The sequence below is a fragment of the Actinacidiphila sp. bgisy160 genome (assembly GCF_965342435.1).
Classification (GTDB): Bacteria; Actinomycetota; Actinomycetes; order Streptomycetales; family Streptomycetaceae; genus Actinacidiphila.
The window spans coordinates 168,143-193,725 of record NZ_CBDRCM010000008.1 but is presented as its reverse complement, the minus strand read 5'-3'; the positions used below and the strand labels follow the sequence as shown (position 1 = coordinate 193,725).

Annotated in this window: 18 protein-coding genes; 11 read left to right on the top strand and 7 right to left on the bottom strand. The window is 71.9% G+C overall.

The window, feature by feature from the left end:
* Positions 1-60 precede the first annotated feature (60 nt).
* Both ACRWNP_RS10460 and ACRWNP_RS10455 read right to left on the bottom strand, forming a co-directional pair.
* A complete protein-coding gene (locus tag ACRWNP_RS10460; protein ID WP_431960797.1) occupies positions 61-1,194 on the bottom strand; it encodes a DUF3103 family protein in 1,134 nt (377 codons plus the stop codon).
* 202 nt (positions 1,195-1,396) lie between these two features.
* Complete coding sequence (locus tag ACRWNP_RS10455) at positions 1,397-2,014, bottom strand: TetR/AcrR family transcriptional regulator (protein WP_431960796.1); 618 nt, start codon at positions 2,012-2,014, stop codon at positions 1,397-1,399.
* Between the two features lie 193 nt (positions 2,015-2,207).
* On the opposite strand from ACRWNP_RS10455, the gene ACRWNP_RS10450 reads away from it, so the two are divergent.
* From ACRWNP_RS10450 to ACRWNP_RS10435, 4 genes are all read left to right on the top strand, one after another.
* Positions 2,208-3,167: a tetratricopeptide repeat protein gene (locus tag ACRWNP_RS10450; protein ID WP_431960795.1), complete on the top strand. Its 960-nt coding sequence runs from the start codon at positions 2,208-2,210 to the stop codon at positions 3,165-3,167.
* A 620-nt stretch (positions 3,168-3,787) separates the two neighbouring features.
* Entirely contained in the window at positions 3,788-4,411 is a 624-nt protein-coding gene (locus ACRWNP_RS10445; protein ID WP_431960794.1) for a DUF6230 family protein, read from the top strand.
* A 93-nt stretch (positions 4,412-4,504) separates the two neighbouring features.
* Positions 4,505-5,116: a DUF6114 domain-containing protein gene (locus ACRWNP_RS10440; RefSeq protein ID WP_431960793.1), complete on the top strand. Its 612-nt coding sequence runs from the start codon at positions 4,505-4,507 to the stop codon at positions 5,114-5,116.
* On the top strand, positions 5,106-6,383 hold the full coding sequence (locus ACRWNP_RS10435; protein WP_431960792.1) for a hydrogenase expression protein HypF: 1,278 nt from the start codon (positions 5,106-5,108) through the stop codon (positions 6,381-6,383). The genes ACRWNP_RS10440 and ACRWNP_RS10435 overlap by 11 nt, the downstream gene beginning before the upstream one ends.
* Before the next feature lie 117 nt (positions 6,384-6,500).
* Here the strand turns inward: ACRWNP_RS10435 and pyk are convergent, their stop codons facing one another.
* The 3 genes from pyk to pta all read right to left on the bottom strand — a co-directional run bounded on the left by pyk (position 6,501) and on the right by pta (position 11,288).
* Positions 6,501-7,925, bottom strand: a complete 1,425-nt coding sequence (gene pyk / locus ACRWNP_RS10430) for a pyruvate kinase (protein ID WP_431960791.1) — start codon at positions 7,923-7,925, stop codon at positions 6,501-6,503.
* Positions 7,926-8,034: 109 nt separating this feature from the next.
* The gene (locus tag ACRWNP_RS10425; RefSeq protein ID WP_431960789.1) at positions 8,035-9,186 is read right to left on the bottom strand and encodes an acetate kinase; all 1,152 of its coding nucleotides are present in this window, start codon (positions 9,184-9,186) and stop codon (positions 8,035-8,037) included.
* Positions 9,187-9,209: 23 nt separating this feature from the next.
* Positions 9,210-11,288, bottom strand: coding sequence for a phosphate acetyltransferase (gene pta / locus ACRWNP_RS10420; protein ID WP_431960788.1), 2,079 nt, complete (start codon positions 11,286-11,288; stop codon positions 9,210-9,212).
* A 158-nt stretch (positions 11,289-11,446) separates the two neighbouring features.
* Here pta and ACRWNP_RS10415 point away from each other — a divergent pair, with 158 nt between their 5' ends.
* On the top strand, positions 11,447-12,472 hold the full coding sequence (locus ACRWNP_RS10415; RefSeq protein WP_431960787.1) for an ATP-dependent 6-phosphofructokinase: 1,026 nt from the start codon (positions 11,447-11,449) through the stop codon (positions 12,470-12,472).
* A gap of 39 nt (positions 12,473-12,511) precedes the next feature.
* On the opposite strand, the gene ACRWNP_RS10410 is transcribed toward ACRWNP_RS10415, so the two are convergent.
* Both ACRWNP_RS10410 and ACRWNP_RS10405 read right to left on the bottom strand, forming a co-directional pair.
* Positions 12,512-13,195 (bottom strand): response regulator, encoded by a 684-nt coding sequence (locus ACRWNP_RS10410; protein ID WP_431960786.1) that lies wholly within the window; start codon positions 13,193-13,195, stop codon positions 12,512-12,514.
* Positions 13,192-14,826, bottom strand: coding sequence for a sensor histidine kinase (locus ACRWNP_RS10405; RefSeq protein WP_431960784.1), 1,635 nt, complete (start codon positions 14,824-14,826; stop codon positions 13,192-13,194). Before ACRWNP_RS10405 ends, ACRWNP_RS10410 begins: the two co-directional genes overlap by 4 nt.
* Positions 14,827-14,969: 143 nt before the next feature.
* Between ACRWNP_RS10405 and ACRWNP_RS10400 the strand changes: the two genes are divergently transcribed.
* From ACRWNP_RS10400 to fxsT, 6 genes are all read left to right on the top strand, one after another.
* Positions 14,970-16,343 carry a cation:dicarboxylate symporter family transporter gene (locus tag ACRWNP_RS10400; RefSeq protein ID WP_431960806.1) on the top strand — a complete coding sequence of 458 codons (1,374 nt, stop codon included), beginning with the start codon at positions 14,970-14,972 and terminating at the stop codon, positions 16,341-16,343.
* A gap of 498 nt (positions 16,344-16,841) precedes the next feature.
* Positions 16,842-17,039: an FxSxx-COOH cyclophane-containing RiPP peptide gene (gene fxsA, locus ACRWNP_RS10395; RefSeq protein ID WP_431960782.1), complete on the top strand. Its 198-nt coding sequence runs from the start codon at positions 16,842-16,844 to the stop codon at positions 17,037-17,039.
* Between the two features lie 32 nt (positions 17,040-17,071).
* Positions 17,072-19,429, top strand: coding sequence for an FxsB family cyclophane-forming radical SAM/SPASM peptide maturase (locus tag ACRWNP_RS10390; RefSeq protein ID WP_431960781.1), 2,358 nt, complete (start codon positions 17,072-17,074; stop codon positions 19,427-19,429).
* 1 nt (position 19,430) lies between these two features.
* Complete coding sequence (locus tag ACRWNP_RS10385; protein ID WP_431960780.1) at positions 19,431-20,216, top strand: aminoglycoside N(3)-acetyltransferase; 786 nt, start codon at positions 19,431-19,433, stop codon at positions 20,214-20,216.
* A gap of 121 nt (positions 20,217-20,337) precedes the next feature.
* Positions 20,338-21,681, top strand: a complete 1,344-nt coding sequence (locus ACRWNP_RS10380) for a TIR-like protein FxsC (RefSeq protein ID WP_431960779.1) — start codon at positions 20,338-20,340, stop codon at positions 21,679-21,681.
* Entirely contained in the window at positions 21,665-25,582 is a 3,918-nt protein-coding gene (fxsT, locus tag ACRWNP_RS10375; RefSeq protein ID WP_431960778.1) for an FxSxx-COOH system tetratricopeptide repeat protein, read from the top strand. Before ACRWNP_RS10380 ends, fxsT begins: the two co-directional genes overlap by 17 nt.
* Position 25,583: the final 1 nt, after the last annotated feature.

The following is a 25,583-nucleotide window of genomic DNA, read 5'->3' as shown; positions in this document are numbered from 1 at the left end:
CCCCCCCCCCCCGCTGCCGTGCCCGCCGCCCCCGGATCCCGGAGGCGGCGGGCATCCGGCTCAGAACTGCTCGACGAAGTACGGCTGGAGGGTCATCCAGCCGTTGCCGCGGGCGCCGTAGCGGGTGCCGTTGTCACTTTGCGCCAGTGTGTACCAGGAGTCGACGTAGTCCGGGTCGTCCGTCCACCAGTCGTCCGGGATGGCGTCCAGGACCGCGTTCACCAGCGGGATGTAGGCGCCCTGGTCGGCGATGGTCAGCAGGACCCCCGCGATGGCCTTGGCCAGGTCGCGGTAGTTGGTGCTGCCGTCGTCCTCCATCATCACGGCGTCGGCGAGGTTGTACTTGTACAGCGACCAGTTGACCAGGATCTGGTTCGGGCTGTACGTCGTCCCGTCGTTGTCCAGGTACGGCATGTCCACGGGGTCGACCCGCACGACGCCGTCCTGGCCGAAGCCCGTGACGAGGGTGTAGATCTCGGCGTCGCCCTTGATCCACGGTTCCTCGTCGTCGGAGAGCCGGACCTGGGTGATGCGCGTGGTCCAGAAGCCGGCCGCGGCCGCCGAGGCCGAGGACGGCGCCGCGGAGCGCTGGGCGGACGAGGTCAGGCCCTGGCGGCCCAGCTCCCCCTGGAGTACGTCCAGGCCCGCGGCCAGTGCCTTGGAGCCGTCGATGTCGACGACGTACACCGGGTGGCTGGGAGCGGTACGGGCGTCGAGGCGGTGGGCCCGGCCCCGGCTGTCGTAGGCGGTGACGGTGCGGACGTCCTCGTCGGTACTGGCCGCGGCGACCCACGGGGTGACGCCGGAGGCCAGTGCCCCGCGCATCGAGTCGTCCCCGAGCCGCAGCCGCAGCAGGGAGCCGACGTCCGCGCCGAGGCCCTTGGCGGCGGCGATCCGCCGGTCGGCGTCGGCGAGCGCGGGCCGCAGCTTCGGGCCCGCGAGCTCGGTGACGGCCACCTCGTCCGAGGCCAGTGCCGCCTGGCGGACACGGGCACGCCATGAGGCGTCGGAGAGGGAGCCGGCGATGGCGCGCGCCGCCTGGTCCTCCGCCACGGTGACGGCGGACGACGGGGCGTGGGCGCGCGGGGCGGCGGTCGCGGGGAGCGCGGTGGCGCTCTGGGCGGCCGTCAGGGCGATCAGCGAGGCGGCGACGGTGGCGACGACGCCGCGCCGACCGGGGTGAGGGTGTCTCACGTGAATCGATCCTCCTGGGGGCGAGCGATCAAAGGACGCACTGACAGGGTGGAACGATGGAACGCCGGACAACGGCCAAGCCTGGCCGCCGGGTTGTCTATGCGAGTAGATGACCCGCCGGTAAGCATGACGATGACATGCCATGCGGGCAAGGGGTGTTGAGGCTCCGAAGAGGAAAGAGAAGCCCAACTCCCGGTGACGGCTAGATCGTCGAGGCGGCCGCGAGCCCGCCCAGCAGGACGGCGGTGAAGCGAGCCGCCCAGTCGGCGTCCACCGGTTCGCAGCTGACGAGCGCGCGGTGCACCACCGCCCCCGCGATGACGTCGAAGATCAGGTCGATCTGCGGCGCGGGGTCGCCGTCGTCCGGCGGGATCTCGCCGCGCTCCTGGGCCCGTCGGCGGCCCTCGATGACCAGGCGCTTCTGCCGGTCGACGATGGCCTCCCGGATCCGCTGCCGCAGGGCCTCGTCGTGGGTGGCCTCGGCGACCACCGCCATGAGCGCGGTTTTGGTGGCGGGCTGTTCCAGCAGGGCCGCGAACTGCAGGACCACGCCCTCCACATCGGCCCGCAGGCTGCCGCGGTCGGGCAGTTCGAGTTCGTCGAAGAGCGCGGCGACCGCGTCCACGACGAGCTCGTTCTTGTTCGCCCAGCGCCGGTAGAGGGTGGTCTTCGCGACCCCCGCGCGGGCCGCGACGTCACCCATCGTGAGCTTGCCCCAGCCGAGCTCGACCAGGGCCTGCCGCGCGGCGTCCAGAATCGCCCGGTCGGCCTCCGCGCTGCGGGGGCGTCCGGTCCTTCTGCCTGTTTCACGCGCGCACATGGCTGGGAACCCTATCCCCGTTGCGTAGGGCGCGGCGGTACAGTTACGCTACGGATCGTATCGAAATGCTGACGGTCACCGCGCGCGAAATGGGGACCTCGCGCCGGGTGGTGCGTCATCGTTCCGCGCCACAGGTGGCGCTTTCGGGGGGGCGATTCCCCGGGAACCGCGACGAGGGGGGAGGATTGGTCTCATGCAGCCACGGAACATGTCCATGAGCGGCGTGGTCGACCTCGCCGCGGTGAAGGCGGCCGGAGAGGCCAAGGCGAAGGCCGAACAGGCCCGCGCGGAAGCCGCCCGCAACGGGGGAGCGCCCGTCGCCCCCGCCCTGGTGACCGAGGTCACCGAGGCCACCTTCGAGAGTGATGTCCTGCAGCGTTCCACCGAGGTCCCGGTCGTGGTCCACTTCTGGACCGACCGCGCGGACGCGAGTGTGCAGTTGCAGGAGGCGTTGGAGCGTCTCGCCGCCTCCTACGCCGGCCGGATCGTCGTCGCGAGGATCGACGTCTATGCGAACCAGCTGCTGGTGCAGCAGTTCGGCGTGCAGGGCATTCCCGCCGTGTTCGCGGTGCTGGCCGGCCAGGCCATGCCGCTCTTCCAGGGCGCCGCCCCCGAGGACCAGATCCGCGAGGTGCTGGACCAACTGGTCGCCGTGGCCGAGCAGCGCTTCGGCATCACGGGCGTGCCGGTCGAGGGCGACGTGGAGGCGCCGGTCGCCGAGGAGCGGCCGCCCACCCCGCAGGAGCTCGCGCTGTCGGCGGCGCACGACGCGCTGGACCAGGGCGACCTCGGTGGCGCGATCCAGGCGTACCGCAACGTGCTCTCGGACGACCCGGGCAACACCGAGGCGAAGCTGGGCCTGGCGCAGGCCGAGTTGCTGCAGCGGGTGCAGGGCGTCGACGCGCAGGCCGTGCGCAAGGCGGCGGCGGACGCTCCGGCGGACGTGGCGGCGCAGGCCGCCGCGGCCGATCTGGACCTGGTCGGCGGCCATGTCGAGGACGCCTTCGGCCGGCTGGTGGACACCGTGCGGCGCACCGCGGGCGATGACCGCAACACCGCGCGGCTGCGATTGCTGGAGCTGTTCGAGGTGATCGGGGCCGACGACCCCCGGGTGACGGCGGCGCGCGCGGCCCTCGCGCGGGTGCTGTTCTGACCTGATCACGTAAGGTGGCCGTGCCTCGAAAGCCATTTCGAGCCCGGAACAAGACCGGCCGCGCTTTACCAAATCTTGATGAAGCGCGGCCGCTGTTACTTCCGGTAAGAGAGTGACGGGATCCTGTCCGGATCTATCACCCGATGGGTGTTTTTCACACCCTCGCCGCAACTACGCAACGTAGCGATTATGGTCTAGGCCATACCTTCCGGGTTATCGCACCGTTACCCGCTAGTAACGACGCCCCTTGTGCAGCGGCGCCGAATGGACCACGATCGGCCAAGCCCGGTCCGTCGCCGAGAAGTCGGCATCCAGTCGTCCGATCGCCGAGCGGGTCCCCACCGGGCCGGGACGCCGAAACTGTGCCAGCAGTGGACGCGGACCGCGGACAGGGGGGTCTCTGCCGTCCGGCAGGGCCTGTCCAGCAGGTTGCGCGAGAGCGTGGCCGTGTGGTTGTCGCTCGGGGGTGATCGCCGATTTTTCGGACAGTGTCGTCCGCTCTTTCCCGCGTGACGGCCGTCGATACGGCGCTCTCCTTCCCGAGGACGTAGCACTTCTCCCATCCCGCCGCAATCCCCGCGATTCCGGCCGGAGATGTACGTCCGAGAAGGAGGAAAGTCATGGAGTCGCTCATCCGCGGCGGTACCAGATGGAAGCGGTTCGCCGTCGTCATGGTGCCCAGCGTCGCGGCCACCGCGGCGATAGGCGTGGCCCTGGGCCAGGGCGCGCTCGCCGCTTCGTTCAGCGTTTCGGGCCAGCAGTTCAAGGTCCAGGCCCAGGACCTGCAGGGTGACGGCTTCGTCCAGTACGGAGCCATCGACATCCAGCACGGTGGCAAGCCGATCCCGGTCGCGGTCTCCGCGTTCGACTCGGCCACGATCACCGGACTGTGCCAGTCGGTGGTCGTGCCGACGCCGATCGGCGACGTCACGCTGAAGCTCGGCGCCGGCAACGGCGGCAAGAAGGTCGAGGCGAAGAACCTCTACATCGACCTCGACCAGCTCGACGCCGACGCGGAGTTCACCGACATCAACATCGGTGTCGCCGCCGGTGACACCTCGCAGGGCCCCGGCATCAAGTCCGGTGACAAGACCGACCCCGGTTCCTTCGCCCAGGAGGCCCGGAAGGCTCACCTCACCGGTGTGCAGCAGACCGCGTGGGCGACCAGCGCGGGCACCTTCAAGCTCAGCGGGCTGAGCATGTCGGTGAAGATGGGCTCCGGCGCGAAGTACGAGTGCTTCTAGCCTGACCAGAGGGGGTGGGGGGCACGGGATGCCCCTCACCCTCCTCACCCCCGACTCTTCTCAAGAAACGCCAGTCCCAGGGAGCTGTTTTCCATGAGCGCCGAGACACACGGACTGAGGGGCCGGTTCGGCTATTGGCGGTTCCGCTTCCGCGTATGGCGCGGACAGCGGCCGTTCTGGGCGGGCCTGCTGACACTGCTGGCCGGACTGCCCATCGCGTACTTCCCGTACGCCCATCTCTCACTCGGCGCGCTGAGCCTGACCATGGCCACCACGGCCGGGTCCGGTTCGCTGATCATCGGCGTGCTGCTGGTCGTACTCGGCCTGACCATGTGGTTCCAGTCGGCGGTGCGCGTCTTCTCGGGCGTCGCGTCCATCCTGCTGTCGCTGGTGTCGCTGGTGGTCTCCAACTTCGGCGGCTTCCTGATGGGCTTCCTGCTGGGCCTCATCGGCGGTGCCCTCGCCGTCGCCTGGGCCCCGGGCGCACCGCCCGCCGAGGGCGGCGCGGACCCGGCGGAACTGCCCGGCAGCGGCAAGGGCGACGACGGTGACGCCGGCTATGTGCCGCCGCCCGGTTCCCCCTATGCGGCGGCCTACGGCGAGTCCCCCGCCGACCCGGCCGCCGGCCAGGAGGAGGCCGCCGCGCAGCACCCGGTGGACGGCGCAGAGACCGTAGACGCGAACGGGAGGCACAGTGCGGGGTGATGAGGTTCAGCCCGCTTCCGGGGTCGCCGCCGGCAGCGGCACCCGTGAGAGAACGGGGCCGCGGCACGCGGCACCGAGGAAGTCGCTGCTGACCAAACTGCAGATGCCGGCGGGCAAGGCGATAGCCCTGGCCGCGATGCCGACGGCGGTCCTGATGGGCATGGGACTGACCCCGAGACTGGCCTCTGCCGACGAACTGCCGAAGAACCCGTTCTCGGGCACGAAGTGCGTCGAGCAGCCCGACGAGCCGTCGGAGTCCGCGACGTCGAGCGTCACCCCGTCGAGCGGTGGCACCAAGACCCCGGTCCAGGCTCCGTCCGGGAGCCCCTCGTCGCACGACTCCTCCTCGGGTTCCGCCGGTTCCGGTGACGAGGGCGGCAAGGGCGGTGAGAGCGGCGGCGGTTCGGCCGGTTCCGCCGGTGGCTCGGGGACGACGGCGCCCGCCCCGTCCGCCTCGCCGTCGGTGACCGAGCAGAGCAACCTGCTGGACCCGCTGGGCGTCGGCGACGCCCTGGGCGATCTGCTGGGGCTCAACAAGGCGAGCACGGACTCCGCCGCCGCGACGCCCTCGGCGACCGCGACGCCCGCCCCGGGCGCGACCTCCGCCGCTCCCAAGCCGGGCGCCTCCACGGGCACGGTGAAGGAGAAGACCGAGGACACCACCGAGGCGCTGAAGAAGACCGTGTCGGAGGCCGCCGAGAAGCTCTCGCAGACCACCGGGAAGGTCGCGGACAGCCCCGCGCCGAGCACCCCGGCCACCTCGGCTGACGGCAAGACCCCGTTCCCGTGCCCGACCCACGACGCGCAGGCCCTGGCGGACGCCGCCTACCAGGAGACGCAGTCGCTGCTGCCGGACGACCCGTGGGTCCTGCACAGCAGCCTGCTGACCCTGACCGGGCTCGACTACAAGGGCATCGTCGAGGTCAAGACCTGGAGCGGCAAGGTCAAGAAGGTCCTGAAGTTCACCGCCACCGGCGTGGACATCAAGGACCTGCAGCAGGAGGTCGTGGGGCCGAACGGCACTGTCGGCCACGTGGACGCCCGCAAGGGCAGCACCTCCACGATCCGCAACGGCACGGTGACGATGTACACCGAGTCGCTGAAGGGCAACCTCTTCGGGCTCATCCCGATCGAGTTCACCCCGGACACCCCGCCCCCGGTCAATGTGCCGGCCGCGTTCTTCACCAACGTCACGGTCGAGCAGGCCGGCCAGTTCGGCGGCACGCTGAAGGTCCCCGGCATGCACGTGTACAACACCGCGGACTGAGCCGGGCCGCACAAAACCCCCTCCGGGGGCCGCGCAACAGGAAACGGCGGAGGGCACCGTCCCCACAAGGGGAGGTGCCCTCCGCCGTTCCCGTGTTCCGGGCGGCCCGGCGGCCGGTCAGACCGCGCGGTGGCCGAGGTGGTGGACCCGCACCAGGTTGGTGGTGCCGGGGACGCCGGGCGGGGAGCCGGCCGTGATGATCACGGTGTCGCCCGCGGTGTAGTCGCTGAGCTTCAGCATCTCCTGGTTGACGATCTCGACCATCTCGTCGGTGGTGTTCACGTGCGGGACGACGGTGGTCTGCACGCCCCAGGTGAGCGCCAGCATGTTGCGGGTCGACTCGTCGGTCGTGTACGCCACCACCGGCTGCGGCACGCGGTAGCGGGCCAGCCGGCGGGCCGTGTCGCCGGACTTGGTGAAGGCGACCAGGGTCTTGGCGTCCAGGTAGTCCGCGAGTTCGGCGGCGGCGCGGGCGACGGCGCCGCCCTGCGTGCGCGGCTTGCGGCCGTTGAGCGGCCACAGGCCCTGCTTGAGCAGCTCGACCTCGGCCGCCTCGATGATCCGCGACATGGTCTTCACGGTCTCGATCGGGTACTTGCCGACGCTGGACTCGGCGGACAGCATGACCGCGTCCGTGCCGTCCAGGATCGCGTTGGCGACGTCGGAGGCCTCGGCGCGGGTCGGACGGGAGTTGGTGATCATCGACTCCATCATCTGGGTCGCGACGATCACCGGCTTGGCGTTGCGGCGGCAGAGCTCGATCAGCCGCTTCTGCACCATCGGGACCTTCTCCAGCGGGTACTCCACCGCCAGATCGCCGCGGGCCACCATGACGCCGTCGAAGGCCGCGACGACGTCCTCCATGTTGTCGACCGCCTGCGGCTTCTCGACCTTGGCGATGACCGGCACGCGACGGCCGACCTCGTCCATGACGCGGTGGACGTCGCGGACGTCCTTGGCGTCGCGGACGAAGGAGAGCGCCACCATGTCGACGCCCATGCGCAGTGCGAAGCGCAGGTCCTCGATGTCCTTCTCGGACAGGGCGGGCACGTTGACCGCGGCGCCGGGCAGGTTGATGCCCTTGTGGTCGGAGATGACGCCGCCCTCGACGACCAGGCAGCGGACCCGCGGGCCCTCGACCTCGATCACGCGCAGCGCGACGTTCCCGTCGTTGATCAGGACGGGGTCGCCGGCGCGGACGTCGGCGGGCAGGCCCTTGTAGGTGGTGCCGCAGATGGTCTTGTCACCGGGCACGTCCTCGGTGGTGATGACGAACTCGTCACCGGCGACCAGCTCCACGGGACCGTCCGCGAAGGTCTCCAGGCGGATCTTGGGCCCCTGGAGGTCGGCCAGCACGCCGATGGCACGTCCGGTCTCCACGGAGACCTTGCGCACCCGCTGGTAGCGCTCCTCGTGCTCGGCGTGGCTGCCGTGGCTGAAGTTGAAGCGGGCCACGTTCATCCCGGCCTCGGCCAGCGTCTTCAGCTGGTCGTAGGAGTCGACGGCGGGACCCAGGGTGCAGACGATTTTCGCTCGGCGCATGAGGACGATCCTATCGGGTTTGTTCCGCTCCGGAATTTTCCCGTGCGGGGGAGGCATGGACGGTGCGGACGGCGGCCACAGACTAGAGCCTCCGGGTGGCCTCAACGAGTCACCGGCCGGTCACCAGCGAGTACGTCTGTCGTGCGATCTCCAGTTCCTCGTCGGTGGGGACGACCGCCACCGTCACCCGGCTGCCCCCGGCGGACACCACGCGGGCGGCGCTGCCGCGCACCGCGTTGCGCACCGGGTCCAGCTCGATGCCCAGGCCCTCCAGACCGCCCAGCGCGGCCGCCCGGACCGCCGCGGAGTTCTCGCCGACGCCCGCCGTGAAGGCGATCGCGTCGACGCGGCCCAGCACGGCGGTGTAGGCGCCCACGTACTTGCGCAGCCTGTGGGCGTAGACGTCGAAGGCGAGCTGCGCGACGGCGTCGCCCTCGGCCATCCGGCGGGCGATCTCCCGCATGTCGTTGTCGCCGCACAGGCCCAGCAGGCCCGAGCGCTTGTTGAGCAGGGTGTCGATCTCCGACACTTCCATCCCGCCCACCCGGGCCAGGTGGAAGACCACGGCCGGGTCCAGGTCCCCCGAACGGGTGCCCATCACCAGGCCCTCCAGCGGGGTGAGCCCCATGGAGGTCTCCACGCACTCCCCGCCGCGCACGGCCGAGGCGGAGGCGCCGTTGCCCAGGTGCAGGACGATGACGTTGACCTCGGCCGGGTCCCTGCCGAGCAGCCGGGCCGTGGCGCGGGAGACGTACGCGTGCGAGGTGCCGTGGAAGCCATAGCGGCGCACCTGGTGGGCGTCGGCGGTCTCCCGGTCGATCGCGTAACGGTAGGCGTGCTCGGGCATGGTGGAGTGGAAGGCGGTGTCGAAGACCGCGACCTGCGGCAGGTCCGGGCGCAGCTCGCGGGCGACCCGGATGCCGGTGACGTTCGCCGGATTGTGGAGCGGGGCGAGCGGCACCAGTTCCTCGACGGCGGCCAGCACCTCGTCGTCTATCAGCGTCGGCGCGGTGAAGCGCGTGCCGCCGTGCACGACCCGGTGGCCCACCGCGGCCAGTGCCGGGGAGTCCAGGCCCAGACCCCGGGCGGCGAGCTCCTCCGCGACGGTCTTCAGCGCCTCGGCGTGGTCCGCGACCCCGCCCGGCTCGCCGATCCGCTCGACGATCCCGGCCGCCGGCCGGCGGCCGTCGGCCATGTCCAGCAGCTGGTACTTCACCGACGAGGAGCCGGAGTTGAGGACGAGAACGCGGGTAGCGGTCACGGTGCCTTCCCTGTTGTGGCCGGTCACCGGTCGCCCTGGGCCTGGATGGCCGTGATGGCGACGGTGTTGACGATGTCCTGGACCAGCGCGCCGCGCGACAGGTCGTTGACGGGCTTGCGCAGGCCCTGCAGCACGGGGCCGACCGCCACCGCGCCCGCCGAACGCTGCACCGCCTTGTAGGTGTTGTTGCCGGTGTTGAGGTCCGGGAAGATCAGCACGGTGGCGTTCCCGGCGACCTTCGAGTCCGGCAGCTTGGTGGCCGCGACCTTGGCGTCGACGGCGGCGTCGTACTGGATCGGGCCCTCCACCAGCAGGTCGGGGCGCCGCTGCCGGACCAGTTCGGTGGCCCGGCGCACCTTGTCCACGTCGGCGCCCGAGCCGGAGGTGCCGGTGGAGTACGACAGCATCGCCACCCGCGGCTCGACGCCGAACTGGGCGGCGGTCTCGGCGGACTGGATCGCGATGTCGGCCAGTTGCTCGGCGTCCGGGTCCGGGTTGACCGCGCAGTCGCCGTACACCAGCACCCGGTCGGCCAGGCACATGAAGAAGACTGAGCTGACGATGGACGCCCCGGGCGCGGTCTTGATGACCTCGAAGGCGGGGCGGATCGTCGCCGCGGTGGAGTGCACGGCGCCGGAGACCATGCCGTCGGCGAGACCCTGCTGCACCATCAGCGTCCCGAAGTAGGAGACGTCGGCCACGACGTCGTACGCCAGCTCGTAGCTGACGCCCCGGTGGGCACGGAGCCTGGCGTAGAGCTCGGCGAAGTTCTCGCGCAGCGGCGAGGTCTGCGGGTCGGTCAGCGTGCAGCCGGGGACGTCGACATTGATGCCGAGCTCGGCGGCCCGCTTGCGGATGGCGTCCTCGTCGCCGAGCAGGACGAGGTCGCAGACGTCCCGGCGCAGCAGGACCTCGGCCGCGTGCAGGATGCGCTCCTCGGTCCCCTCGGGGAGGACCACCCGGCGGCGCCCGGAGCGGGCCCGCTCGATCAGCTCGTGCTCGAACATCATCGGGGTGACGCGCTCGCCGCGGACCACCGAGAGCCGCTCGGTCAGCTCGGCGCCGTCCACGTGCTTCTCGAAGAGCCCGAGCGCGGTCTCCGCCTTGCGCGGGGTGGCCGCCCCCAGCCGGGCCTCCAGGGCGAAGAGCTCGGCGGCGGTCGGGAAGCTGCCGGTCGGCACCGACACGACCGGGGTGCCCGGGGCCAGCCGGGCCGCCAGTGCCATGATCTCCGGGCCGGGCACCTCGTCCAGGGTGAGCAGGATGCCGGCGATGGGCGGGGAGCCGGCGGAGTGCGCGGCCAACGAGCCGATGATCAGGTCCGCCCGGTCGCCCGGAGTGATCACCATGCAGCCGGGGGTCAGCGCGCGGATGAAGGTCGGCAGCATCGCACCGCCGAAGACGAAGTTCATCACGTCCCGGGACAGGCCGCTGTGGTCGCCGAGCAGCACCTCCGCGTGGAGCGCCTCGACGACCTGGGCGACGGTGGGGGCCGACAGCGCGGGCTCGTCGGGCAGCACGTACGCGGGGACCGGCAGCCGGCGGCGCAGCCGCGTCGCCGCCTCCTCCAGCACCTCGCGCGGCACCCGGTTGGCGATCATGGCGACGATGTCGCAGCCAAGCCCGGTGTAGGACAGGTGTGCGTTGCGGACCTCGTCCACGACCGAGTCCGCGGTCTGCTCGCGGCCGCCGACCACCGGGATCACCGAGGCGCCGAACTCGTTCGCCAGCCGGGCGTTGATACCCAGCTCACCGGGGAGGTTGGTCTCGTGGAAGTCCGAGCCGAGGACGAGCACGGTGGGGAACTCCGCGGCCACCAGGTGGTAGCGGTCCACCAGGCGGGCGATGAGCGCGTCCCGGCCCTGTTCGGCCTGGAGCGCTGCCGCCTCCTCGTAGCTCAGGCCGTGGGCGGTCGCCGGGTCCTGGGTGAGCCGGTAGCGGCTGCGCAGCAGCTCGAACATCCGGTCGGGCGTGTCGTGGACGAGCGGCCGGAACACCCCGACGCGGTCCACCTGCCGGGTCAGCAGCTCCATCACGCCCAGCTCGACGACCTGGCGGCCGTCCCCCCTCCCGATTCCCGTTACGTACACGCTGCGCGTCACGCGCTCTCTCCGTTCCTGCCCGGCGTGATCCACCCAGACGGGTGGCGGATACCTCTTGACATTACCGTTCGGTGTGCGTATGGCGCGCGGCGGGTGCGGTGCGGACCTACGATGCGAAAAGGCGACCGTACACGCGACCGGAGGGAGCGTGGAGCGCCATGCGCATCGGAGTGCTCACCGCCGGCGGCGACTGCCCCGGACTCAACGCCGTGATCCGCTCGGTCACCCACCGCGCGCTGACCTACCACGACGACGAGGTCATCGGCTTCGAGGACGGCTTCAAGGGACTGCTGGAGGGCCACTACCGTCCGCTCGACCTCAACTCCGTCAGCGGCATCCTCGCCCGGGGCGGCACCATCCTGGGCTCCTCCCGGCTGGAACGCGCCCGGCTGCACGAGGCCGCCGACAACTGGCGCACCCTGTGCTCCGGCTTCGGGCTGGACGTCCTCATCCCCATCGGCGGCGAGGGCACGCTCACCGCGGCCCGGCTGCTCGCCGACGCCGGCATGCCGGTGGTCGGCGTCCCCAAGACCATCGACAACGACATCTCCGCCACCGACCGCACCTTCGGCTTCGACACCGCCGTCACCGTCGCCACCGAGGCGATCGACCGCCTGAAGACCACCGCCGAGTCCCACCAGCGCGTCATGGTCGTCGAGGTCATGGGCCGGCACGCCGGCTGGATCGCCCTGGAGTCCGGCATGGCCGGCGGCGCACACGGCATCTGCCTGCCGGAACGGCCCTTCGACCCCGCCGACCTCGTCGCGATGGTCGAGGAGCGCTTCGCCCGCGGCAAGAAGTTCGCCGTCATCTGCGTCGCCGAGGGTGCCCACCCCGCGGAGGGCACCATGCCGTACGCCCACGGCGAGATCGACGTCTACGGCCACGAGCGCTTCGCCGGGATCGGCACCCGGCTCGCCGGCGAGCTCGAACAGCGCATGGGCAAGGAGGCCCGCCCCGTCATCCTCGGCCACGTCCAGCGCGGCGGCGTCCCCACCGCGTACGACCGCGTGCTGGCCACCCGCTTCGGCTGGCACGCCGTGGAGGCCGCGCACAAGGGCGCCTTCGGCTGCATGACGGCGCTGCGCGGTACCGCGGTGGAACTGGTGCCGCTCGCCGACGCGGTGATGGTGCTCAAGCGGGTGCCCGAGGACCGTATGCAGGAGGCGGAGTCGGTGTTCTGACGCCTCGTCCGCAGCTCTCGCGCCGCCCGGCCGGGCGGCTCACGGGCGGCGCTGCGGGGCCCAGCGGTAGGTGAGCTCCGGCCTGCCGACCTGGCCGTACTGCGGAGCGCGGACCGCGCGGCCGGTCTCCACCAGGTGCTCCAGGTAGCGGCGGGCCGTGATCCGGGAGACGCCGACGGCCTGGGCCGCCGAGTTCGCCGACAGGCCCTCCGCCGCCTCGCGCAGCGCCGTCGTCACCGCCTCCAGGGTGGGGCCGCTGAGGCCCTTGGGAAGCACCGAGCCCTCTGGGTTGCGCAGCGCCGCCAGGGCGCGGTCCACCTCGTCCTGGCCCGAGGCCTCGCCGCCGGCGAGCTCGTCGCGGTAGCGCGCCCAGCGCTCCAGACGGTCGCGCAGGGTGGGGAAGGTGAAGGGCTTCAGCAGGTACTGCACCACCCCGACCGAGACGGCCTGCCGCACCACGCCCAGGTCGCGGGCCGAGGTCACCGCGACCACGTCGGCGGTGTGCCCGGCCGCCCGCAGCGTGCGCACCACCTGCAGCCCGTGCCCGTCGGGCAGGTTGAGGTCGAGCAGGATCAGGTCCACCTGGTGCCGTTCGAGCGCGCGCAGTGCCGCGCCCCCGGAGTGGGCCACCGCGGCCACCGTGAACCCCGGCAGCCGCTCGACGTACAGCCGGTGGGCGTCCGCCGCCACCGGGTCGTCCTCGACGACCAGCACCTTGATCACGTCCGCACCTCCCCGCGCAGCGGCAACCGTACGGTGAAGGAGGCACCGCCGCCCAGCGCCCGGTCCAGATCCACGCTGCCGCCCGTGCGCCGGGCGGTCTGCTCGACGAGCGCGAGGCCGAGGCCGTGCCCGTGGCTCTTGGTCGTCCAGCCGCGCCGGAATACCTCGCGCACCACGGCGGGGTCGACCCCGCGCCCGCTGTCGGTGACCCGCAGCAGCAACTCGCCCTCGTCGGCGCGGGCGGTGACCTCGACGTGCGGGCGTGCGGTCGTCTGCCCGGCGCCCTCGATGGCCGCGTCCAAGGCGTTGTCGATGAGGTTGCCCAGGATGGTGACGAGGTCCCGGGAGGTGAGCGAAACGGGCAGGACCCCGTCGTCGATGCGGCTGTCATCGGTGACCGTCAGCTCCACGCCGCGCTCGTTCGCCTCGGCCGCCTTGCCCAGCAGCAGCGCGGCCAGCACCGGTTCCGCGACCGCCGCCACCACGCGGTCGGTCAGCGCCTGGGCGAGTTCCAGTTCGGCGGTGGCGAACTCCACCGCGTCCTGGGTGCGGCCCAGTTCGATCAGCGAGACGACCGCGTGCAGCCGGTTGGAGGCCTCGTGCGCCTGCGAGCGCAGCGCCTCGGCGAAGCCGCGCACGGAGTCCAGCTCGCCGGTGAGTGACTGCAGGTCGGTGTGGTCCCGCAGGGTCACCACGGTGCCGCGGCGCTCCCCGCCGCGCACCGGCGAGGTGTTGACCACCACCACCCGCTCCGCGGTCAGGTGCACCTCGTCCATCCGCGGCTCGGCCGCCAGCAGCGCGCCGGTCAGCGAGGCGGGCAGCCCGAGGTCGGCGACGTACGAGCCCACCACGTCCCCGGGCAGGCCCAGCAGTTCACGGGCGGCGTCGTTGCACAGGGCGACCCTGCGGTCGGCGTCCAGCAGGATCAGGCCCTCGCGCACCGCGTGCAGGGTCGCCTGGTGGTAGTCGTACATGCGGCTCAGCTCGTCCGCGGCCATGCCGTGTGTGTGGCGGCGCAGCCGGGCGTTGGCGAAGTAGGTGCCCAGGCCCCCGACCGCCAGGGCCGCCGCGGCGATCCCGATGAGCGCCGCCAGCTGGTCCCGGACCCGGTCGCTGATGGCCTCGACCGTGATGCCGACGCTGACCAGGCCGACGATCCGGCCGTCGTCGTGGACGGGGGTGACCACGCGGACGGACGCGCCCAGCGTGCCCGTGTAGGTCTCCGTGAAGGTGCCACCGCGCTGGGCGCGTTCTATGTGCCCGAGGAACCGGTGGCCTATCTGCTTGATGTCGGGGTGCGTCCAGCGGATGCCGTCCGGTCTCATGATGGTGATGAAGGACACGCCGGTGTCGCGCCGGACCTGCTCCGCGTACGGCTGGAGCGTGGCGGTGGGGTTGGCGCCGCGGATCGCCGCCGCGACCGAGGGGGCGTCGGCCACCGCCCGCGCCGCCGCCGTGACCCGGTCCTCCGCGGCGTCCTCCGCGCGCTCGGCGGCGCCCACGTAGACGAGCACCGCGATGCCCGCGACCACCATGGCCACGATGACCACCTGCATCGCGAACAACTGGCCTGCCAGGCTGCGCGGGCGGCGGCGCGGCCGGGGGCGGCGGAAGCGGGTCGGGAGCGGCATGCCCACCAGTGTGCACAGGTCCCGCGAACACAATGAACGCAAACGTGACCTGGCTCACTGCGCGGGCGCATAGTCACCGGGACCTATCCAATCGCGGGCGTCCCGGGACGACGTCCGGATGGACCGAGGAGACGAAGGTGTCAGTGCCGGTACAGAGCCGTACCCAGGGTCGCAGGGACCGCACCCATTTCCTGTACATCGCGGTGGTCGTCGCCGCGATCGCCGGCGCCGTGCTCGGGATGGTCGCGCCCGACGCGGCCGTCGAGCTCAAGCCCATAGGCACCGGGTTCGTGAACCTGATCAAGATGATGATCTCGCCGATCATCTTCTGCACGATCGTGCTGGGCGTGGGCTCGGTCCGCCAGGCCGCCAAGGTCGGCAGGGTCGGCGGCCTCGCCCTCGGCTACTTCGTGGTGATGTCCTTCGTCGCCCTGGCCATCGGCCTGGTGGTCGGCAACGTCCTCCAGCCCGGCGACGGGCTGCACCTGACCGACGCGCTCAAGGACGTGGGCCAGGCGCAGGCCGAGGACGCCCCGGCCGAGACCCTGCCGGACTTCGTGCTGAGCATCATCCCGGTCACCCTGGTCTCCGCCTTCACCGAGGGCCAGGTGCTGCAGACCCTGCTGGTCGCGCTGCTGGTCGGCTTCGGCCTGCAAGCCCTGGGGGCGGCGGGCGAGCCGATCCTGCGCGGTGTCGGCCACATCCAGAAGCTGGTCTTCCGCGTCCTGTCCATGATCATGTGGGTGGCCCCGATCGGTGCCTTCGGCGCGATCGCGGCGGTCGTCGGCTCGGCGGGCGTGGACGCCCTCAAGGCACTCGCCACGATCATGCTCGGCTTCTACGTCACCTGCCTGATCTTCGTCGTGGTCGTGCTCGGCCTGATGCTCCGCTTCTTCGCCGGGGTCAACCTCTTCCAGCTGCTGAAGTACCTCGGCCGGGAGTTCCTGCTGATCGTCTCCACCTCGTCCTCGGAGTCGGCGCTGCCCCGCCTGATCGCCAAGATGGAGCACCTGGGCGTCAGCCGCCCGGTCGTCGGCATCACCGTGCCGACCGGCTACTCCTTCAACCTCGACGGCACCATGATCTACCTGACCATGGCCTCGCTGTTCATCGCCGACTCGATGGGCCAGCCGCTCTCCATCGGGCAGCAGATCACACTGCTGCTGTTCATGATGGTCGCCTCCAAGGGCGCCGCCGGTGTCACCGGCGCGGGCCTGGCGACCCTCGCCGGGGCGCTCCAGTCGCACAAGCCCGCCCTGGTCGACGGCGTCGGTCTGATCGTCGGCATCGACCGCTTCATGAGCGAGGCGCGCGCCGTCACGAACTTCGCGGGCAACGCCGTCGCCACGGTGCTGATCGGCACGTGGACCAAGGAGTTCGACCGTGAGCAGGCCCGGCGGGTGTTCGCCGGCGAGCTGCCCTTCGACGAGACCACGCTGGTCGACGACGGCCACGGCACGGTCCCCGGGCCCGCCGCTCCCGCGGGCAACGACAAGGAACCGGTCACGACGGCCTGACCGGGCGCCACCCCCTGAACGGTCCCGCCGGGCGGATCCCCCCTCCGCCCGGCGGGACCCGTTGGTGTGCGGGGCAGGGGCCGCCCACCCGATCGGCCCAGGCCTGGCGAGATTTTTCCCGGGGTGCGCCGAGCGCGTTCGGACCGCTGAACGAGCGGGCGCGAGGGGCTTGCGCGCTGGGCGGGCACCCCACGGTGCGACACGCCGGAAGCCGTGACGAGGGGGTCCGTGCGGAGCGGCGCTCGTTCCACTCCAGAAACTTGGTCTCGAATCGGAAAAGCGCTCAACTCCTGTCTTGAATAAGGGAGATAATCACACGGCCCGGCGTTGGGGGTGGGGAGTACGCGTGTCTGATGACCTTGACGAAAACGTGCACTTGTCACGGCTCGCTCGTTATGCGTGTGCGTCGCCTTTCGGTGTCCGGGATGAGATATTTGCCGCATTCCGGACAAATGGTGTGCGCGCGCCAACGCACCCTGAGTGAACGAGGTCCCCGCTATGACTGCCACCCCCACCGTGACGGCCGAAAACGACGCCCGGACCAGGCGTCCGCACACGCGGCGGAGGATCCCGCTGGCGGAGCTGGCCTCCCGCGGCAGTTCCGTGGCCACTCCGGCCCTCGGCCGGGTGATGCCCGCCGCCGCCTCCGCCGGGAGCGTTCCGGTCGCGGCCTTCCAGTCGTTCAGCAGCAAGTAGGCCCGACCGACTCGGGGGCCCGGGCCGCGGTCATGGAGACATCAGCACCGGCCAGAGCGCTGTCGCAATTCGTGCTGAAATTGCATAGCCGGTGCGATTTGGCGTGTGATCACTGCTACGTCTACGAGCACGCCGACACCAGCTGGAAGACGCGTGCCCGGGCCACCCCCGACGAGGTGTTCGACCGCGTGGCCGCACGGATCGCCGAGCATGCCGCCGCGCACCGGCTCCCCGCCGTCCAGGTGGTCTTCCACGGGGGCGAACCCCTGCTGGCAGGCCCGGCCCGCATCGAGCGGGCCGCCTCGGCGTTACGCGGGGCGCTCGACGGCGTGTGCGCCCTGGAGCTCGGCATCCAGACCAATGCCGTCCTCCTGGACGAGCGGTTCTGCGACGTCTTCGACGAGTTCGGCATCTCGGTCGGCGTCTCCCTGGACGGCGGCCGGGCCGAGAACGACCGCCACCGGCGGTTCGCCGACGGGCGCGGCAGCTACGACCGGGTGGTGGCCTCGATCGGGCTGCTCCGCGAGCCGCGCTACCGCCATCTGTTCGGCGGACTGCTCTGCACCATCGACGTGGAGAACGATCCGCTGACGGTGTACGAGGCCCTGATGGCGCTCGAACCGCCCCGCATCGACTTCCTGCTGCCCCACGCCACCCACGACGTCCCGCCCGCGCGTCCCGGTGGCGCACCGGCGCCCTACGCGCAGTGGCTGCTGACCGTTCACCGCCGCTGGGTGGCGGAGGGGCGCCCGGTGCCGGTGCGGGTCTTCGACTCCGTGCACCGGATGCTGCGCGGCGAGAGCAGCCTCGTGGAGTCGATCGGCACCGACCCGGTCGACCTCGTCGTCATCGAGACCGACGGGAGCTTCGAGCAGGCCGACTCGCTCAAGACCGCCTACGACGGCGCCCCGGCCACCGGGATGGACGTGTTCGCCCACTCCCTGGACCAGGTCGCCGCCCACCCCGGCATCGCGGCACGACGGCAGGGCAAGCAGGGGTTGTGCGACCAGTGCCGCCGCTGCCCGGTCGTCGACGTCTGCGGCGGGGGACTGTACGCGCACCGCTACCGAACCGGGTCGGGATTCGCGAATCCGTCCGCGTACTGCGGTGACCTGATGGCATTGATCCTCGGCATCCGCGACGCCGAGGAGACGGAACGGGAGAATCCGGTGAGCACCGCCTCGGGGCAGCAGCCCCAGTCCTCGCTGACCGAGGACCAGATCGACCAGCTGGCCGCCGGGTACGGCGACGCCGCGACGGTCGCCGCGCTCGCCGCCGAGCAGCTGGAGATCACCCGCGGGCTGCTCACCGCCGTCTGGGAGCGCGCTCCCCGGGACGGCAGGACCGCCGCGGTCTGGCGGGTGCTGGCCGAGGTCGACCAGGCCGCGCCCCAGGCCCTGGACGAGGTGCTCGCCCACCCCTACGTGCGGCCGTGGGCCCGGCACTGCCTGGAGACGGCGGGCGACGGCGGGGCGGACGTCGCGGGGCTCGCCGAGTTCGCGGCCGCCGCCGTGGTCCGGGCCGCGGGCCGGTACCAGGCGACCGTGCGGGTGCCGGTACGCGACGGCGCGGTCCGGCTGCCGGGGCTCGGCCGTGTCCTGGCCGGCGCCCCCGACGGGGCGGAGGCCGAGGTCGCCGCCACCGCCGGCGGCTTCGGTGTGAGCGTCGCCGGCCGTACGGTGAGGATCGCCGCGAACGACCCCGGTGACGCGCGGTGGCACCCCGTCCGGCGGGTCGGCCCGGCCGGCTGGAGGGTGGCGCTGGAGGACACCGACCCCTACCGCGACGCCCACCAGTGGCCCCTGGTGCCACGGCAGGACGAGGCCGAGGTCAGGGCCTGGCACGAGGACCTGACCGCCGCCTGGGACTTCCTCGGCCGTGAACTGCCCGGCTACGTACCGGGGCTGGCCGCCGGGCTCGGCACCGTCACCCCGCTGGTCCCGCCGGGCGACGGCAGCGACGTCAGCGGGGCCGCCCGGCAGGCGTTCGGCGCGGTCGGCATCGCGCGGCCCGCCACGCCGCACACGCTGGCGCTGCTGGTGGCCCACGAGTTCCAGCACGTGAAGCTCGGTGCCGTGCTGGACCTGATGGACCTGTACGACCCGGAGGACACCCGGCTCTTCCACGCGCCGTGGCGCCCCGACCCGCGCCCGCTGGAGGGGCTGCTGCAGGGGACGTACGCGCACATCGCCGTCGCCGAGTACTGGCGCGCGCTGACCCGCCGGGGCGTCCCGGAGGCGGCCGCGACCTTCGCCCGCTGGACCCGCGAGACGGCGGAGGCGGTCGACCGGCTGGCCGACAGCGGATCGCTCACCCCCCTCGGCAAGCGCTTCGCGGACCGGATGGCCGGCACCGTCGCCCCCTGGCTGTCCGAACTGAACGGGGCCTGAGGTGCACACTCTGGAAAGCCTGACCCGGGATCTGCGCGCACTGGGCGTCGAGGCCGGGGACGTGCTGCTCGTCCAGGGCTCGCTGAAGTCGATCGGCTCGGTGGAGGGCGGCGTACGCACCGTGGTCGCGGCCCTGCGGGCGGCGCTGGGGGACCACGGCACCCTGGTCGCGTACGCGGCGACCCCGGAGAACTCCGTGACCTCCCGGGTCGACCGGCAGCGCACGGAGGGCATGAGCGACGCGGAACTGACCGCGTACCGCGACGCGATGCCCGCCTTCGACCCGCTGACCACCCCCGTCTCGCCCAGCGTGGGGCGGCTCGGCGAGGAGGTCAGGCTGCTCCCGGGCGCGCTACGCAGCGCGCACCCGCACACCTCCTTCACCGCCTTCGGCCCGGCCGCGCGTTTCGTCACCGACGGCCACACGCTGGAGAGCCACCTGGGCGAGGACTCGCCCACCGCCCGGCTGTACGACCTGCGGGCCCGCGCCCTGCTGATCGGCGTGGACCTGTGGGTCTGCACCGCCTACCACCTCGCCGACTACCGGGCGGTCCCGCCGCCGGACCGCCCGTACCAGGCCCTGGTGCGCACGGAGGACGGGGGCAAGGAGTGGGTGCACTTCGAGGCGCCGGACATCGACGACCGCCATTTCCCGCGGCTGGTCCCGGTGGTGGCGAGCCAGTGCGCGGTGCTGGACGGCCCCGTCGGCGACGCGCCCTGCCACCTCGTGCCGATCGCCGACGCCGTGGACGAGATCGCCAAGTGGCTGGTGAACAACGGCCGTTGACGGGAGCCAGGGCAAAAATGATGGTCATGCGCTATTCCGCCGGAGAATCGGGGGTTCCTACACTGAGGTTCCCTCACGAGGGGCGGAGCGGGGTCTGTAGGTCGGGCGGGGGAGATGGCGCATGGCATTACCCGTGGGGCAGGGAGACGCCTCGGACAAGCCCTATTTCTTCCTCAGCTACGCGCACACCCCCAGGAACGACCCCTCGGATCCCGACCCCGACCTGTGGGTCGCCAAGCTCTACAACGACCTGTGCGCGCACATCCTGCAGATGACGACGCTGCCCGCGGGGGTGAAGGCGGGCTTCATGGACCGGGGGATGAACGTCGGCGAGGGCTGGCCGGAATCGCTCGCGGAGGCGCTGGCGCACTGCCGGGTCTTCGTCCCGCTCTACTCGCCCCGCTACTTCCGCAGCCAGCAGTGCGGCAAGGAGTGGTACGCCTTCTCGCAGCGCGCCGTCCACCACCGGTCCCTGCACGACCGCCCGATATCCGGCATCGTGCCCGCGCTGTGGGTGCCGGTCGCCGCGAACGACATGCCGGGCCCCGCGGAGGGGCTGCAGTTCAACCACGCCGACCTCGGTGAGGACTACGCCGCCGAGGGCTTCTATGGGCTGATCAAGCTCAGCTACCTCAAGCACGAGTACGAGCGGGCCGTCTACCGCCTCGCCCAGCGCATCGTGCAGGTCGTCGAGGACACCAAGATCGCCAAGGGGCGTCACCTCGACTACCACCACGTTCCCAGCGCCTTCGGGCCCCCGGGCGCCAGCCGGCCGCTGCGCGTGACGGTGCTCGCCTGCTGCGACACCGAGGAACTGCCCGCGGGCCGCAGCCCCACCTGTTACGGGCCCTCGCCGCGTGACTGGAACCCGTACCGTCCGCAGAGCAGCCGGCCGCTGGCCGACCACGCCGCCGACCTGGCGCGCAACCTCGACTACCGGGTCAGCGTGGGGGTGTTCGAGGAGGAACTGGACCGCCTGCTGGATCCCGTCCCCACCGCTCCCGGGCTGCTGCTGCTCGACCGCTGGGCGCTGGAGTCGCCGGAACGGCGGGAGATGCTGAGCCGCTTCGGCCGTGAGCACCGGCCCTGGGTCAGCGTCCTGGTGCCGTGGAACCGGGCCGACCCGGAGTCAGGCGGCCACGAGGAGGCGCTGCGCCGCCTCGCCGACGACGCCCTCGATCCCAGCCGTGCGGACGGCCCGGGCGGGCGTTTCGTCCGCAACAACATCCCGAGCCTCGAGGTCTTCAGCGACGACGTGCCCAGGGCCGTGGGACGCGCGGCCAAGCACTACGCCGCCCACGCACCGGCCTTCCCGCCCCAGGGCCCGCACAGCTCGCGCCCGAGGCTCCGGGGTCCGTCCGCCGGATCGTACGGACCCGAGCGCTCCTCCCCGTACGGCCTGCACGACGACCGCGGCACCACGGAACCCGACAAACCGGAGGGCCAGGATGACCGAGAGCCGTAACGGACGTGTGATCACGTTCTACTCGTACAAGGGCGGCACCGGACGGACCATGGCCCTGGCGAACACCGCCTGGATCCTCGCCGCCAACGGACACCGGGTGCTGACGGTGGACTGGGACCTGGAGGCCCCGGGCCTGTTCCGCTTCTTCCACCCCTTTCTGGACTCCTCCGCGCTCGCGGCCACCACCGGCATGATCGACCTGATCACCGAGTACCGCGAGGAGGCGCTGCGCGACGTGCCGCGGCCGCCCGACTGGCACCGCCAGTTCGCGCGGGTCCGGCCGCACGCCATATCCCTCAACTGGGTCTTCCCCGGCGGCGGCAGCCTGGACTACCTCTCCGCGGGCCGGCAGGACCGCAACTACACCACCGCGCTCACCGGCATCGACTGGGACGTCTTCTACGACCGCTTCGGCGGTGGCCAGTTCCTGGACGCCATGCGCGCGGACATGCGGCGCCACTACGACTACGTCCTCATCGACAGCCGTACCGGCCTCAGCGACATCGCGGACATCTGCACCGTCCACATGCCCGACGAACTGGTGGTCTGCTTCACCCTCAGCGACCAGAGCATCTACGGCGCCGCCGCCGTCGCCCGCGACATCGAGGAGCGCTACAACGGCCGCGGCATCCGCATCTTCCCCGTGCCGATGCGCATCGACGACGGCGAGAAGGAGAAGGCGGACGCCGGACGGGCACTGGCCCGCGCCCAGTTCGACGGCCTCCCGGCCGGAATGGACGAGGACGAACTCGTCTCCTACTGGGGGTCGGTGGAGATCCCGTACCGCCCCTTCTACGCCTACGAGGAGATCCTGGCGACCTTCGGGGACGCCCCGGGCCTGTCCAGTTCGATGCTGTCGGCCTGCGAACGCCTCACCTCGGTCGTCTCCGGCGGCGCGGTGACCTCGCTGCCCCCGATCGCGGAGTCCGAACGGCTGCGCTGGGCCGCGGAGTTCACCCGGCGCAGGCCCGTTCCGCCGTCCGGCCTGGTGCTGGCGTACGTGCCCGAGGACCGCATGTGGGCGGACTGGATCGAGTGGATCCTGACCCGGGCCGGCTTCCGGGTCGTCCCCTGGGACGTGGAGACCCACACCGCCCCCGCGGAACAGCCTGCCGTGGCCGGGGCCTCCTCCCGCACCCTCGTCGTACTCTCCGCCGCCTACCTGCGCTCCCGGCGGGCCATGCGGGTGTGGGAGTCGAGCTCGGGCACCGACCCCTCGGGCCCGCAGCACCAACTGCTGCCGATCCGGGTCGGCGACGTACGCCCCGGCCCGCCGCTGGCCCAGCGCAGCCCGGTCAGCCTGGTGCGGCTCGACCACTCCGCGGCCGCCACCACCCTGCTGCGCGCCCTCGGCCGTGACGACGCGGACCTCAACACGACCGCCATGGCGGGTGGCCCGCGCTACCCCGTCGGCGACCCCAAGGTGTCCAACCTGCGGCCTCGCAACACCTTCTTCACCGGCCGCTCCACCGTCCTGGACCGGCTGCGCGACCGCCTGGGCGGCGGCAACCCCTCCGTCCAGCCGTTCCCGCAGACGCTCCACGGCCTCGGCGGCGTCGGCAAGACCCAGGTGGCGCTGGAGTACGCGCACCGCTTCAAGGCCGACTACGACCTCGTGTGGTGGATCGAGGCGGAGCAGGAGGACCGGATCGCGCCCTCCCTCGCCGAACTCGCCCGCCGCCTGGAGCTGAGGGTCGGCGACAGCGTGTCCGAGGCCGCCGAGGCGGCCCGCGAGGAACTGGCCGGCGGCACCCGCTTCCCGCGCTGGCTGCTGGTGTTCGACAACGTCGAGGACCCCGAGCGGGTGCGCCGCTTCTTCCCCGGGGGACGCGGCCACATCGTGGTCACCGCCCGGAACAAGCCGCCGACGGGAGCGACCGAGCCCCTGGAGATCGAGGTCTTCAACCGCTCGGAGAGCGTGGAGCACCTGCGCCGCCGGGTCGGCGGCATGAGCCGGGAGGACGCCGGGCAGGTGGCCGAGGCGGTCGGTGACCTGCCGCTGGCGGTCGAGGTGGCCGCCGCGTGGCTCGCCGAGACCGCGACCCCCGTCGACGTCTACGTGCACCAGCTCAAGGAGCAGACGACCAAGGCGCTGTCGGTCACCACCGCCGCGGGCTACCCGCGGGAGGTGGGCGCGACCTGGAGCATCTCCATCAGCCGGCTGCGCAACCAGTCCAAGGCCGCCGTCCGGCTGCTGGAGCTGTGCGCGTTCTTCGCGGCCGAGCCGATCTCGATGACGCTGATCGAGAGCGACTCCATGATCCAGGCGCTGCTGCCCCACGACCCCGAACTGCGCGACCGCTACATGCTCGGCAAGGTCATCCAGGCGCTCAACCGCTTCGCCCTGGCCAAGGTCGATCCGGCCGACAGCAGCATCCAGGTGCACCGGCTGGTGCAGGCCGCCGTGCGCTCGGAGATGTCGGAGGACGACCAGCAGGACACGATGCACGAGGTGCACCGCATCCTCGCCGAGGCCCGGCCGCCGGAGGACGCGATCAACGACCCGGCGAACTGGCCCGGGTTCGAGCTGATCTGGCCGCACCTCGCGCCGTCGCAGGCCGAGGACTGCCGCGAGGAGAAGCCGCGCCAGCTGCTGGTCAACCGCGTCCGCTACCTGTGGAAGAGCGGCGAACTGGAGCAGGCCAGGCAACTGGCCGAGCAACTGCTCGGCGTGTGGCAGCAGTCCCTCGGCGAGGACGACCTGCAGACCCTCAACCTGCAGTTCGAGCTGGCCAACGTGCTGCGTTCGCAGGGCAAGTACCAGGAGGCCCGGCAGTACGACGAGGACACCCTGGCCCGGCAGACCGCCCTGCTGCCCGCCGGCCACCCGCACACCCTGATCACCGGCGGCAGCCTGGCGGCGGACCTGCGGGCGCTCGGCCTCTACCAGGAGGCCCGGGAGCGCGACGAGCAGATCTACGCCGGATTCAAGGACATCTTCGGCGAGCAGCACCCGCGCTCGCTCGTCGCGGCCAACAACCTGGCCATCGACTACCGGCTCACCGGGGACTCCGAACTCGCCCGCCGCCTGGACCAGGAGACCGTGGACCGGCGTACCCCGATGCTCGGCGACCGGCACCCCTACACGCTGTCCACCAAGGCCAACCTCGCCCGCGACCTGCGGGAGATCGGCGACTACACGGGTTCCGTCGCGATGCTCGAAGAGGTGATGGACGTCTTCCAGGACGTCCTCAACCCCGACGTGCCCGAGACGCTCCGCAACGCCAAGAGCCTCGCGGTCTCGCTGCGCAAGGCGGGCCGCGCCGCCGAGGCGATGCGGCTCACCCAGGTGACCTACGACCGCTACCTCGAGCGGTACGGACCCGACGTGCCCGACACGCTCGCCTGCGCGCTCAACCTCGCCGCCGACTACTCGGCGGCCGGCGACAAGGAGCGGGCCCGTGACCTGGCCTCGGACGCCCTCGCCTCCTACCGCCGCCTCCTCGGCGACGACCACCCGTTCACCCTGGCCTGCCGCAACAACCTCGCCATCTACCTGCGCGGCAGCGGCAACGCCGAGGAGGCCGTGGCGGTCGGCACCGACACCCTGGCCCGGCTGGAACGCGCGGTCGGCCCCCGCCACCCGTACACCCTCAACTGCATGATCAACCTGGGCAACGCCACCGGCGAACTGGGCGACACCGACCGGGCCGTGACCCTCCTGGAGACCGCCCTGCGCGGTCTCACCGAGCGCTACGGTCCCGAGCACCCGGACGCCCTGGCGTGCGAGATCAACCTGGCCTACGCCCTGCGGCAGTCCGGCCGGCACGCGCGGGCGCAGGAGATCCGCGGCAAGGTGCTCCCGGAATGCGTACGGCTGCTCGGCGAGGAGCACCCCCTCAGCCGGGCCGCCCGCGAGTGGTACCGGGTCAACCGGGACCTGGAGCCGCAGCCGGTGTGAG

Bases quoted from the DNA above. Each gene is read 5' to 3' on its own strand.
- ACRWNP_RS10455 (WP_431960796.1), bottom strand. From the start codon at position 2,014: ATGTGCGCGCGTGAAACAGGCAGAAGGACCGGACGCCCCCGCAGCGCG.
- ACRWNP_RS10450 (WP_431960795.1), top strand. From the start codon at position 2,208: ATGCAGCCACGGAACATGTCCATGAGCGGCGTGGTCGACCTCGCCGCG.
- ACRWNP_RS10445 (WP_431960794.1), top strand. From the start codon at position 3,788: ATGGAGTCGCTCATCCGCGGCGGTACCAGATGGAAGCGGTTCGCCGTC.
- ACRWNP_RS10440 (WP_431960793.1), top strand. From the start codon at position 4,505: ATGAGCGCCGAGACACACGGACTGAGGGGCCGGTTCGGCTATTGGCGG.
- pyk (WP_431960791.1), bottom strand. From the start codon at position 7,925: ATGCGCCGAGCGAAAATCGTCTGCACCCTGGGTCCCGCCGTCGACTCC.
- ACRWNP_RS10415 (WP_431960787.1), top strand. From the start codon at position 11,447: ATGCGCATCGGAGTGCTCACCGCCGGCGGCGACTGCCCCGGACTCAAC.
- ACRWNP_RS10405 (WP_431960784.1), bottom strand. From the start codon at position 14,826: ATGCCGCTCCCGACCCGCTTCCGCCGCCCCCGGCCGCGCCGCCGCCCG.
- fxsA (WP_431960782.1), top strand. From the start codon at position 16,842: ATGACTGCCACCCCCACCGTGACGGCCGAAAACGACGCCCGGACCAGG.
- ACRWNP_RS10390 (WP_431960781.1), top strand. From the start codon at position 17,072: ATGGAGACATCAGCACCGGCCAGAGCGCTGTCGCAATTCGTGCTGAAA.
- ACRWNP_RS10380 (WP_431960779.1), top strand. From the start codon at position 20,338: ATGGCATTACCCGTGGGGCAGGGAGACGCCTCGGACAAGCCCTATTTC.
- fxsT (WP_431960778.1), top strand. From the start codon at position 21,665: ATGACCGAGAGCCGTAACGGACGTGTGATCACGTTCTACTCGTACAAG.